The sequence below is a fragment of the Sneathiella sedimenti genome, from assembly GCF_017313765.1.
GTDB classification, from domain to species: Bacteria; Pseudomonadota; Alphaproteobacteria; order Sneathiellales; family Sneathiellaceae; genus Sneathiella; species Sneathiella sedimenti.
In genome coordinates this window covers 520,777-532,691 of sequence record NZ_JAFLNC010000001.1, presented here as the reverse complement: position 1 = coordinate 532,691, position 11,915 = coordinate 520,777, and the positions used below count along the sequence as shown (strand labels likewise).

The 11,915-nt window shown below is 52.4% G+C and carries 14 protein-coding genes; all 14 read left to right on the top strand.

Annotated elements, in window-relative coordinates; translation table 11 throughout:
* Window positions 1-64 precede the first annotated feature (64 nt).
* The 14 genes from urtB (at window position 65) to J0X12_RS02545 (ending at window position 11,897) form a co-directional block, all read left to right on the top strand.
* On the top strand, window positions 65-1,702 hold the full coding sequence (gene urtB, locus J0X12_RS02610; RefSeq protein WP_207041845.1) for an urea ABC transporter permease subunit UrtB: 1,638 nt from the start codon (window positions 65-67) through the stop codon (window positions 1,700-1,702).
* Window positions 1,703-1,753: 51 nt separating this feature from the next.
* Window positions 1,754-2,884, top strand: coding sequence for an urea ABC transporter permease subunit UrtC (urtC, locus tag J0X12_RS02605; RefSeq protein ID WP_207042933.1), 1,131 nt, complete (start codon window positions 1,754-1,756; stop codon window positions 2,882-2,884).
* The gene (gene urtD, locus J0X12_RS02600; RefSeq protein WP_353890929.1) at window positions 2,884-3,657 is read left to right on the top strand and encodes an urea ABC transporter ATP-binding protein UrtD; all 774 of its coding nucleotides are present in this window, start codon (window positions 2,884-2,886) and stop codon (window positions 3,655-3,657) included. The genes urtC and urtD overlap by 1 nt, the downstream gene beginning before the upstream one ends.
* 2 nt (window positions 3,658-3,659) lie before the next feature.
* Window positions 3,660-4,355, top strand: a complete 696-nt coding sequence (urtE, locus tag J0X12_RS02595) for an urea ABC transporter ATP-binding subunit UrtE (protein WP_207041841.1) — start codon at window positions 3,660-3,662, stop codon at window positions 4,353-4,355.
* A complete protein-coding gene (locus J0X12_RS02590) occupies window positions 4,327-5,226 on the top strand; it encodes an urease accessory protein UreD (RefSeq protein WP_207041839.1) in 900 nt (299 codons plus the stop codon). The genes urtE and J0X12_RS02590 overlap by 29 nt, the downstream gene beginning before the upstream one ends.
* 11 nt (window positions 5,227-5,237) lie before the next feature.
* On the top strand, window positions 5,238-5,540 hold the full coding sequence (locus J0X12_RS02585) for an urease subunit gamma (protein ID WP_207041831.1): 303 nt from the start codon (window positions 5,238-5,240) through the stop codon (window positions 5,538-5,540).
* Window positions 5,541-5,550: 10 nt separating this feature from the next.
* Window positions 5,551-5,868, top strand: coding sequence for an urease subunit beta (locus J0X12_RS02580; RefSeq protein ID WP_207041828.1), 318 nt, complete (start codon window positions 5,551-5,553; stop codon window positions 5,866-5,868).
* Window position 5,869: 1 nt separating this feature from the next.
* A complete protein-coding gene (gene ureC, locus J0X12_RS02575) occupies window positions 5,870-7,582 on the top strand; it encodes an urease subunit alpha (RefSeq protein ID WP_207041817.1) in 1,713 nt (570 codons plus the stop codon).
* Between the two features lie 3 nt (window positions 7,583-7,585).
* Window positions 7,586-8,059 carry an urease accessory protein UreE gene (gene ureE, locus J0X12_RS02570; protein WP_237687930.1) on the top strand — a complete coding sequence of 158 codons (474 nt, stop codon included), beginning with the start codon at window positions 7,586-7,588 and terminating at the stop codon, window positions 8,057-8,059.
* On the top strand, window positions 8,016-8,735 hold the full coding sequence (locus tag J0X12_RS02565; RefSeq protein WP_207041815.1) for an urease accessory protein UreF: 720 nt from the start codon (window positions 8,016-8,018) through the stop codon (window positions 8,733-8,735). The genes ureE and J0X12_RS02565 overlap by 44 nt, the downstream gene beginning before the upstream one ends.
* Window positions 8,732-9,346, top strand: coding sequence for an urease accessory protein UreG (gene ureG, locus J0X12_RS02560; protein ID WP_207041813.1), 615 nt, complete (start codon window positions 8,732-8,734; stop codon window positions 9,344-9,346). The genes J0X12_RS02565 and ureG overlap by 4 nt, the downstream gene beginning before the upstream one ends.
* Before the next feature lie 120 nt (window positions 9,347-9,466).
* Complete coding sequence (locus J0X12_RS02555) at window positions 9,467-9,862, top strand: type II toxin-antitoxin system MqsA family antitoxin (RefSeq protein ID WP_207041811.1); 396 nt, start codon at window positions 9,467-9,469, stop codon at window positions 9,860-9,862.
* Window positions 9,863-9,966: 104 nt separating this feature from the next.
* Entirely contained in the window at window positions 9,967-10,929 is a 963-nt protein-coding gene (locus tag J0X12_RS02550) for a mechanosensitive ion channel family protein (RefSeq protein WP_207041809.1), read from the top strand.
* Window positions 10,926-11,897: a zinc transporter ZntB gene (locus J0X12_RS02545; RefSeq protein ID WP_207041799.1), complete on the top strand. Its 972-nt coding sequence runs from the start codon at window positions 10,926-10,928 to the stop codon at window positions 11,895-11,897. Before J0X12_RS02550 ends, J0X12_RS02545 begins: the two co-directional genes overlap by 4 nt.
* Window positions 11,898-11,915: the final 18 nt, after the last annotated feature.

The following is an 11,915-nucleotide window of genomic DNA, read 5'->3' as shown; positions in this document are numbered from 1 at the left end:
AGGGCCGGCGATCGACCGGCCCTTTCTTCCCTTCCCTTAGTTTAGCGAGAATCCGGTTACCCCCATGCGGATTACAATAAAAACCATCATTGCGGCCTTGCTGTTTCTGCTGGCGACCCAGGCCTCCGCTTCTGCGGATCTGGCTGACGCCGCGAAGGGCCTGCTCTCAAAAAATTACAGTGATAAAATTCTGGCCACCGAGACTATCGCTGCTTCGGGCGATCCACGATCAGCATTTTTACTGGAGGCGCTGCTCGGCGGGAATCTTTACGCGACCAAATCTGGCAACCGACTCGTTTCCCGGGAAAAAGTAAGTGACGGGTATCAGATCAAGGATATTGTCACCGATGAGGACCTCGGTGTTGTCCAAAGCGGTGATCTCTCCAAAATACGCATCAACAACCGTATGCGTGGCCTTATCAAGGATCTTGTTGGACGGTTGACCCTCTTGAACGAGGATCCTGCGTTGCGGTTAAAGGCGGCGGATTCAGTGTTCAAGAGCCGCCCAAAGGAAATGATTGTTCCCCTGAGTGATGCCTTGGCGGCGGAAGCGGATTCTTCGGTAGCTGCGGCAATGCGCCGGGCGCTTGCAGCTTTGAATTTTGTCCATGGAGATACACCAGAGGCACAAGCTGAAGCGCTTCTCATATTGGAGGAGCAATCAGATCCCGAAGTTAAGTCCCTGTTGAGCGCAGAGGCGAACAGGCTTGCAGCTATCGTGAATCCGTCGCCTGAAGTTCAGGAATTTGCGGCGCGTGTAGACCGGGCTCTTGCCAAGGTAGACGAAAAACTCGCGATGCTTGGCATTATAGAAAATATATTCCAGGGTATTTCGCTTGGCTCCGTTCTGCTCCTTGCCGCCATCGGCCTCGCCATCACTTTCGGAGTGATGGGGGTGATCAATATGGCGCATGGGGAAATGGTAATGATCGGTGCCTATACCACCTATGTGGTGCAGGAGCTTTGTCGCAACTTCGCACCGGACTTACTTGTCTACTCGCTGATAGCGGCAATCCCTGCGGCATTTATCGTCGCGGGCCTTTGCGGCGTTGCGATCGAGCGCAGTATTATCCGGTTCCTTTATGGCCGCCCGCTTGAAACGCTTTTGGCGACCTGGGGGCTGAGCCTGATATTGCAGCAATTTGTCCGGACGATTTTTGGACCGACGAATAAAGAAGTGTCCTCGCCCGAATGGCTAAGTGGCACCTTGGAAATCACCGGTGGCCTAGCGCTTACCTATAACCGGATCGCCATCATTCTTTTTGCGGCGGCCGTGCTGTTTATGCTGTTACTGGTGTTGCGCAAGACATCCTTTGGCTTGCAGATGCGCGCGGTCACCCAGAATCGCCGGATGGCTGCCTCGATGGGCATTCGAACCGGCTGGGTTGACGCCATGACGTTTGGCCTGGGATCCGGCGTTGCCGGAATGGCGGGCGTTGCCTTAAGTCAGATTGATAACGTCAGTCCCAATTTGGGGCAGGCCTATATCGTTGACAGCTTCATGGTTGTTGTTTTCGGCGGTGTCGGCAACCTTTGGGGCACGTTGGTGGGTGCCCTCAGTCTCGGTGTTACGAACAAGTTTCTCGAACCCTACACCGGCGCAGTTCTCGCCAAGATTTGTATTCTCGTTTTCATCATTTTGTTTATCCAGAAACGACCCAGGGGGCTGTTCGCCCTCAAGGGCCGAGCTGTGGAGAACTAAGCCATGGCTAATACGATATTCAAAACCAACAAAGGCCCGTTCGTTTCCCTCATGACGGGTCTCCCGGGCGGCGGCAAGACGTTTTTGGGGATTCTTCTTGTTGCCGCCCTTCTCGTTCCCCTGAGCAATCTTTTGCTCCCAGAGACCTCGCCGTTCCATGTGCCGACCTATCTTGTCAGCCTGATGGGGAAATATGTCTGCTTCGCGCTTCTGGCGCTGAGTGTTGATCTTATCTGGGGGTTCGCAGGTATATTGAGTCTGGGGCATGGCGCCTTCTTTGCGCTGGGCGGCTATGCCATGGGTATGTATCTGATGCGTCAGATCGGTGACCGGGGAGTTTACGGCAATCCAGTGCTACCGGATTTCATGGTGTTCCTCAACTGGACGGAGCTTCCATGGTACTGGTACGGCTTCGACATGTTCCCCTTTGCCATGCTGATGGTTTTGCTGGTTCCCGGTGTGCTCGCTTTTGTTTTTGGTTGGTTTGCTTTCCGTTCACGGGTGACGGGTGTTTATCTCTCGATCATCACCCAAGCGATGACCTACGCGCTCCTACTCGCGTTTTTCCGTAACGATATGGGGTTTGGCGGCAATAATGGACTCACAGATTTCAAGGATCTACTAGGCTTTGATCTACAGGTGACCGGGACAAGGTTGAGCCTTTTCGTCGCCTCCGTGATTGCGCTCGGGCTTGGATATCTTGTGTGCTGCTTTATCACTCAATCAAAGCTTGGCCGAGTCCTTGTTGCCATTAGGGATGCGGAAAGCCGGACGCGCTTTTCCGGTTATCGGGTCGAGTATTACAAACTTTTTGTCTTCGTCGTGTCCGCCGTTCTGGCCGGTATTGCGGGCGCGCTTTATGTGCCGCAGGTTGGAATCATTAACCCGTCAGAATTTTCCCCGGCCAATTCGATTGAAGTGGTGATCTGGGTGGCGGTTGGCGGACGGGGGACTCTTTGGGGCGCTGTTCTCGGCGCTTTCCTCGTAAACTGGGGCAAGAGTTACTTTACTGGCAGCTTTCCGGAAGCCTGGCTTTACATGTTGGGAGGCCTTTTTGTCTTCACAACATTGTTTTTGCCAAAAGGGATTGTCGGCACTTCCGCCACCTGGATCGAAAAATTAAAGAATAGGCGACGGGAGAGTCCGGACATCGGCGCTCCCTTGTCGGTGAAAGAAGAATGATGACGACGCATGCAAATGAATCTAGTCAGCAGGAATTGACCTCAATCCTGTATCTGGACGGAGTTAGTGTCAGCTTTGATGGCTTCAAGGCTTTGAACAATCTCAGCTTCGTAGTTGAACCTGGCGAGATGCGGGCGATTATTGGCCCGAATGGTGCCGGTAAAACGACGATGATGGATGTAATCACAGGAAAAACGAAACCTGACACGGGCGAAGTTTTTTTCAAGGGCGGTATCGATCTTACCAAGCATGACGAGGCATTTATTGCCAACCTTGGCATCGGCCGCAAATTCCAAAAACCGACTGTGTTTGAAAGCCAGACAGTCTTTCATAATCTGGAACTTTCGCTAAAGGGTGAGAAAGGTGTCATGACGACTCTTTTTGCTGCGCTTAATGATGCGGAAGTCGCCCGAATTATAGATGTTCTCGGCACTATCCGCCTGACGGAAAAGGCCGGAGACCTTGCCGGCAACCTCTCCCACGGTCAAAAACAATGGTTGGAGATTGGCATGTTATTGATGCAGGACCCGGATCTTCTGCTTGTCGATGAGCCTGTCGCCGGAATGACAGACGCGGAAACGGAACAGACAGCTATTTTACTTCGTGAAATCTCTGCGACCCACTCAGTTGTGGTGGTCGAGCACGATATGGAGTTTGTTCGCGCGCTAAAGTCCAAAGTGACTGTCCTGCATGAAGGGTCGGTGCTCGCTGAGGGCAGCCTTGATACTGTGCAAAACAACCAACGTGTTATCGAAGTTTACCTGGGGCGCTGATCATGCTGACCGTCGAAAATGTCGATCTTTACTATGGTGCTAGTCAGGCGTTGCGCCACGTATCTTTGAATGTCAACAAGGGTGAGGTTACCTCATTGCTCGGCCGCAACGGTGTTGGAAAGACCAGCACGCTTCGGGCCATTGTTGGCCAGCACCCGGTATCGAGTGGAAAAATCATTTGGGAAGGTAAAGACATCACGAATATGAGCGCGCATCAGCGCGCCCGGGAAGGTATTGCCGTAATCCCGCAAGGGAGGGAGATATTCCCGCTATTGACCGTGCATGAAAATTTGAAGACGGGCTTTGCCGCACTCCCTATGAGCCAGCGATATATCCCGTCCGAGATCTTTGATTTGTTTCCTATACTTCAGGATATGCTAAGAAGGAGGGGTGGAGACCTGTCGGGTGGTCAACAGCAACAGCTGGCGATTGCCCGGGCGCTGGTAATGCGACCAAAGCTACTGGTCCTGGATGAACCGACTGAGGGCATACAGCCCTCTATCATCAAGGATATCGGCAATGTTATCGAAATATTGCGGGAACGCGGGGACATGGCCATTTTACTTGTAGAGCAGTATTTCGAGTTTGCGCGCGATCTTGCGAACCGCTTTGCTGTTATGGATCGCGGGGAAGTCGTACTCGCCGGAGCAAAAGAGGATATGCTGGAAAGTGACGTACGAAAATATCTTACTGTCTGAGCCCGTGGTACCGGAAACATCGGCAAAACCTCGTACAGGCCCTGCAGCGCTTGCCCGATCCGAGGGGCGGGTTGAATTAACATTTCGTCGTAAGGAAGGGGGCTCAAAGCTCGCGCATTTGTATCAGCGCGGGTGCGGGCGGGTCCGGTTTCCGACTGTAGATCACGCGGACTATCCCGAAGCCGTCCTGATCAATACGGCGGGCGGTCTCACAGGTGGTGATCACATGTCCTATCTGGTCAGACTGGAAGAGGGGGCAGGACTCACCGTATCGGGTCAGGCTGCCGAGAAGATATATCGCTCCGTTGGGTCAATGGCGACAATCGAAGCGGAGATGCATGTCGGGAAAAAAGCTATCCTCGAATGGTTGCCGCAGGAAACTATTCTTTTTGAGAAAAGCCGTTTGCGCCGGATGAATCGCCTGTATCTCGAGGCGGGTAGCCGCCTGATCGCTCTTGAGGCGACGCTGTTTGGCAGAACGGCTCATGGGGAGGTTTTGCGGTCCGCCAGTCTTCGCGATGGTTGGAAAATTTGGCGAGACGGCAGGCTTCTCTGGCTCGATAATTTTGTGCTGGAAGGGGATATTCATGGCAATTCCTTGCGCCCGGCAGTGCTGGACGGAGCGAAGGGAATGGCGACGATCCTGATCGCGGACGATGATGCAGAAAATTATCTTGAGGCGGCGAGAGAGACGGCGCGTGAATGTGGCGTGCGCGCGGCCGTGACCTCAAGGGAAGAATTGTTGATAGTGCGGGTGCTGGCGAATAGCGGATATGAGCTACGTAAAAGCCTGACGCAAATTTTGACAAAAATGCGCACAGAATTGACAGGGCATTCGGTAGAGCTGCCAAAAGTGTGGGAAAATCAATAAAAGGGCGGAACATGCAATTTACACCAAGGGAAAAGGATAAACTGTTGGTCTCACTGGCGGCCATGGTGGCACGCGAGCGGCTGGCCCGTGGGGTCAAGCTGAACTATCCCGAATCCATTGCGCTCATCACCGATTACGTAATCGAGGGGGCGAGGGATGGTAAATCCGTTGCCACCCTGATGAGTGAAGGTGGGACCGTCGTCAGTCGGGAACAGGTCATGGACGGCATTGCGGAAATGATCGATGAAGTGCAGGTCGAAGCCACGTTCCCGGACGGGACCAAGCTGGTTACCGTACATGATCCCATTCGATAAGGAGCGCGAGATGAAACCAGGTGAAATAATTCCCGCCAAAGGAAGTATCGAACTGAACGTGGGACGTCAGTCCATGACACTGACCGTTTCCAATACCGGGGACCGTCCTGTTCAGGTGGGCAGCCATTATCATTTTGCGGAAACCAACAGTGGCCTCGAATTTGACCGGGAGGCCGCTAAAGGATTCCGTCTTGATATTCCGTCAGGCACGGCTATCCGTTTTGAGCCCGGGCAAACGAGAGATGTAAATCTCGTCGCGATTTCGGGCACCCGCACAGTTTATGGGTTTAATCAGGCCGTTATGGGCTCGCTGGACAAGGGAGAATAAAATGGCGGTCACCTTTTCACGAGGCGCCTATGCGGGCATGTTCGGCCCGACAACGGGCGACAAGGTTCGCCTTGCCGATACAGAGCTTTTTATCGAGGTCGAGAAGGATTTCACGACCTATGGAGAAGAAGTCAAATTCGGCGGAGGCAAGGTCATCCGTGACGGCATGGGCCAGTCACAGGTAACGCGGGCTAATGGCGCTGTCGATACCGTGATTACCAACGCGCTGATCGTCGATCATTGGGGCATCGTTAAGGCCGATGTTGGTTTGCGGGATGGGAAAATACAGGCAATCGGTAAGGCCGGAAATCCGGATATCCAGTCGGACGTCAATATTATCATTGGCCCGTCGACCGAAGTGATCGCCGGTGAGGGAAAAATCCTCACAGCGGGAGCGCTTGATGTTCATATCCATTTCATCTGTCCACAGCAGATTGACGATGCGCTCTATAGTGGCGTGACAACCATGATGGGCGGCGGTACGGGCCCGGCGACCGGCACCAACGCGACGACTTGCACGCCTGGCGCGTTCCATCTTGCCCGCATGATGCAGGCGGCGGAAGCTTTCCCGATGAACCTTGGCTTTTTCGGAAAAGGTAATGCGAGTTTACCGGACGCTCTTGTAGAGCAAGTACAGGCAGGAGCATGCGGTCTGAAACTGCATGAGGATTGGGGCACCACGCCCGCCGCCATTGATTGTTGTCTTTCGGTTGCCGATGACATGGATGTGCAGGTGCTGATCCATACAGATACACTGAATGAATCCGGTTTTGTCGAAAACACTGTCGCAGCGTTCAAGAAGCGGACTATCCATGCGTTTCATACCGAGGGGGCAGGGGGCGGTCATGCGCCGGACATCATCAAGGTTGCCGGGGAGCCCAACGTGATTCCGTCTTCAACCAATCCAACGCGCCCTTTCACGGTCAACACGATTGATGAGCATCTCGATATGCTGATGGTCTGCCACCACCTTGATCCGAATATCCCCGAAGACGTGGCCTTCGCAGAGAGTCGCATCCGAAAAGAGACGATTGCCGCCGAGGATATCCTCCACGACCTGGGGGCGTTCTCCATCATTGCTTCCGACAGTCAGGCGATGGGCCGGGTCGGCGAAGTCCTTATTCGCACCTGGCAGACGGCCGATAAGATGAAGAAGCAGCGCGGTCGGCTGGTGGAGGAAACGGGGGATAACGATAACTTCCGCGTTAAGCGCTATATCGCGAAATACACGATTAACCCGGCCATCGCTCAAGGGGTTGATAGCTATGTCGGTTCTGTTGAGGCAGGCAAGCTGGCCGACCTCGTACTCTGGTCGCCGGCGTTCTTTGGCGTGAAGCCGGACCTCGTGTTGAAATCCGGGACAATTGTCGCGGCGCCAATGGGGGACCCGAATGCCTCCATCCCGACACCGCAGCCGGTTCACTATCGTCCGATGTTCGGCGCATTTGGTAAAAGCCTGACGGCAAGTTCTGTTACCTTCGTGAGCGAGGCTTCGCTCCAATATGACCTTAAAGGAAACCTTGGTCTGGAACGAGACCTACTGCCCGTGAAAAATACCCGTTCGGGCATCGGTAAGGCATCCATGATCCATAACAGTGCAACGCCGAAGATCGATGTTGATCCTGAAACCTATCTGGTTCATGCGGATGGCGAACTACTCACTTGCGAACCGGCGTCGGAGCTTCCGATGGCCCAACGCTATTTCATGTATTAACCCATGAAGCATGCACAGGCCATTTATACATCGACCACACCTTTTGACGGCGTGATGCTGGATACGGTAACACTTGATTTCGACCATCGCCGTCGCCGTCGCCTGAAACTTGAGACCGATAAGGGGACAGCTTTCTTACTCGACCTGCCGGAAACAAAAACCCTGCGTGACGGCGATATTCTTTTGCTTGAGGATGGGACCGGTATTGGGGTGCGTGCATGCAATGAACCCGTAGCAGATATCAGTTGCAAAGACCTTGCGCATCTGGTGCGTGTCGCCTGGCATCTTGGGAACCGGCATCTGCCGACCGAATTAATGGGCGATCGCCTTCGCATTCGGCAGGACCATGTGATTGAGGAGATGGCAGAAAAGCTCGGTGCGACGGTTGGCCGATTGGAGGCTCCCTTTAATCCCGAGGGCGGCGCATACGGGCATGGCGAGACAGAAGGTCATGGTCACGGGCATCATCATGGATAATCGCGCACTTTTTAACCTGATGTCCTGGATGTCGCCTTCCTATCCGATTGGTGCCTATACATATAGTCATGGGATTGAATATGCGGTGGAGGCCGGGCTAGTGACCAGTCTGGAAGATCTGGTGCCCTGGATCACTGACATACTGGCCTTTGGCAGTGGTAAGTCCGACTGTATTTTGCTGGCTGCTGCCTATGGCGCGACTCTGGATCAGGATATGGCCGCTTTGAAGGAAGTTGCAGAAATTGGCAATGCCTTTGCCCCAACAAAAGAAATCGCACTTGAAACAGCGCAACAGGGACGAGCGTTCGTGAGTGTTATTAAGGATGTCAACACGGAGGCAACGACATTAGATGCGCTGGGTGAACATTGGAATGGACCGCTCATCCATCCGATAACGGTCGGCATCGTTGCCGCGGACCATGCTGTGCCGCTTGGCGAGACACTCATCGCCTATCTTCACGGATTTATTTCCAATCTTGTCTCTGCGGCGGTCCGTCTTGTGCCGCTTGGACAGACAGATGGACAAAGGGCGATAGCCGCACTCGCCAATGAGGTTGGCCGGATTGCCTATATTGCAAAAGAGGCACATATCGACGATCTGGGCTCCGCGACCCTGATGGTTGATTGGTGTTCCGCTTTACATGAAACACAATATACGAGGTTATTCAGATCATGACGTCACGACATAACGGACCCTTGCGTGTCGGTATCGGGGGGCCGGTGGGCTCCGGAAAAACGGCACTCACCGACGCTCTCTGCAAATATTTGCGGGAGGATTATAACATTGCGGTGATTACCAATGATATTTACACGCGCGAGGACGCAGAGTTCCTGACGCGTTCCGGGGCATTGCCACCTGAGCGGATTGTCGGTGTTGAAACGGGAGGGTGCCCGCATACAGCCATTCGTGAGGATGCGTCCATCAACCTCGCCGCGGTGGCAGATATCTCGGAAAAATTCGAGGGTCTGGAACTGATCCTGATCGAGTCGGGCGGTGATAACCTCGCGGCGACCTTCAGTCCGGAGCTCGCCGATATCACGATTTATGTAATCGATGTTTCCGCCGGTGACAAAATTCCGCGAAAGGGCGGCCCGGGAATTACACGGTCTGACCTGTTGGTCATCAACAAGATTGACCTTGCACCCTTGGTTGGCGCCGATCTGGGCGTGATGGACAGAGATTCAAAGAAAATGAGGGGAGATCGACCCTTTGTCTTTACCAATATCAAGGCAGGAGACGGAGTAAAAGGTGTGGCAAGTTTCATCATAGACAAGGGAGGGTTGTGACGACGCGACACTGAAAGGTAATTGTAACGATTAGGTGCCATAATGGTGCCATAGTCTGTTGTTAGAGACGCGGCTCTTTGATAGTTATTATTTTCAGTGAATATATTTTTGAGGATTAGTATGGCCTGTCCCTTATGCGGCGGCGACGTCGAACGTCAAATTCGAACATATGAGATTAAATACAAACATTTACAGAGCTATGCCGATCTTCCTGGCCTTTATTGCAGCAACTCCGATTGCGGTGAAGGCATGGTTGAAGAGAGTGCCTGGAATGACGTTGAAAGGATAAAGGCTGATTTGAAAGCGGAGTATCTTGGCGTTATGCCGCCAGAACGTATTCGCGAGCTCCGCGTTGACCTCAATCTGTCGCAACGACGTGCCGGTCAGATTTTTGGCGGCGGACCAAATGCTTTTCAAAAGTATGAGACGGGCAAGGTCACTATTTCCAAGCCGATGAATAATCTGCTTCGCCTGGTGGCTAAATATCCGGAATTGATGGTTGAGCTGCAACGCTGAAGCCAGGTTCACTTCTTCAGGATAAATCACGACAAAAAAAATTAGCCAAATTAAGTATCTACAGTATTATTCCCTGAAGTAATTGCGGGAGTAACGCGACAGGTATGGCTAAATTCTTGAGTTCACTCTTTAAGCCGCGGGCGTGGGTAGCCAAGCTGCTGCTTATCCTGGTGATCGTTGGCTTTGCCGCGTTTGGATATCTTGGTTATCTCGACCCGATCCGGGAATATCTCGATTCCGATAATTTCTCCTTTAATATTGGGGACACTCGGTTTTCCGCCTATCTGCTGGTCAAGGCGGTTTTTATCGTCATTCTTCTTTTCTGGCTGGTCGGAATCCTGTCCGAGGCGTTGGAGAACCGGATTAAGTCCCTCCGCCGTATCAAATCAAGTAACAAGGCACTGATCATCAAGGCGATACAGACCGCCATTTATTTTTTGGCGTTTCTTTTCGTGTTGGGGGTGCTGGGCATAGACTTGACAGCGCTTACTATTTTTAGTGGGGCGGTTGGTATCGGTGTCGGTTTTGGGCTCCAGAAAATTGCCTCAAACTTTATCAGTGGAATTATCCTGTTATTCGAGAAGTCCGTCGAGGAGGGCGACCTGATTGAGCTGAATGACGGGATTATCGGATATGTGCAGGAAACCGGCGCCCGCTATACCCGAATTGAAACATTCGAGGGACATGAAACCATGGTCCCGAACGAAGATTTCATTACCAATCGCGTTACAAACTGGACATACAGTAATTCCCGCACGCGTGTGGACATCAATATCGGCGTCGCGTACGGAACTGACCTTGACCTTGCGTCCCGGTTGATTGTTGAGGCGGCGCAGGAGCATCCGCGATGTATGGAAACCCCTGCCGCTGAATGTTTTCTCGTAGATTTTGCGGATAGCTCGATTAATTTCACGCTTTATTTCTGGATTGAGAATGTGTCTGAGGGGAGGATGCGCCCGCGCAGTGATGTTCTGTTTGCGATCTGGCGAAAGTTTGGTGAGCACAATATCGAAATCCCCTTCCCGCAGCGCGATATACACCTGAGAAATCCGGAGGCGTTAAAATGAGTAGTCCGATTTTGCTGGCATTCGATTTTGATGGCGAGGGAGGTGGAAAATCTGTCAGCGACAAGGCAATCGTTCGTGAACTGAAAAATGAGAACCTTGCCTGGGTTCATCTGGATTTAAGTCATCCCGAAACCAAGCCCTGGCTGGATAAAAAGATTTCCTATCTCGATCCGTTTGTTGTCGATGCCTTGCTTGCGGACGAAACCCGGCCACGTGTCGCAGAAATCGGGGACGGGGCGCTGATTATATTGCGCGGTGTCAACCTGAATGAGAATGCGGATCCGGAGGACATGGTTTCAATTCGGTTATGGATTGATGCAGAACGGATCATTAGTGTTCAAAGGCGCCAGTTAAAAGCGGTTCAGGAAATCGAAGAAAGAATCTTGGCAGGCCGAGCACCAAAAAATTCCGGCGATTTTATCAATTTGCTGCTGTCGCGATTGTCGGAAAAGATGGCCCTCGTCTTGACCGAACTTGACGACGCGACAGACGATGTGGAGGAAAAAATCCTCAATAATCCGGACACGGCCTTTCGCGAGAAAATCATCAACATACGAAAAGAAGCGATTGTCCTTCGCCGCTACATGGCGCCGCAGAAGGACGCTATCGCACAATTGCGCTTGTGCGAATTTTCATGGCTGGACTCCGGGCATAAACGCCATCTGCAGGAAAACTACGATCACCTGATGCGATATGTGGAAGACTTGGATGCCATTCGCGAAAGGGCGCAAATCGTCAAGGATGAACTCGCCAATATCCTTGCTGATCGACTGAACCGCAATCTTTATGTCCTGTCAGTTATTGCCGCGGTTTTTTTGCCGCTTGGTTTCCTTACAGGACTCCTTGGCATAAATGTCGGAGGAATACCCGGTGTTGATAACCCGGACGCCTTTTTTATCTTTTCCGGGATACTGGTCATCCTTGTTGTCGTCCAAATCCTGTTATTTAAAAAACTTAAATGGTTCTGAATATCTTTAAAGTCTGCT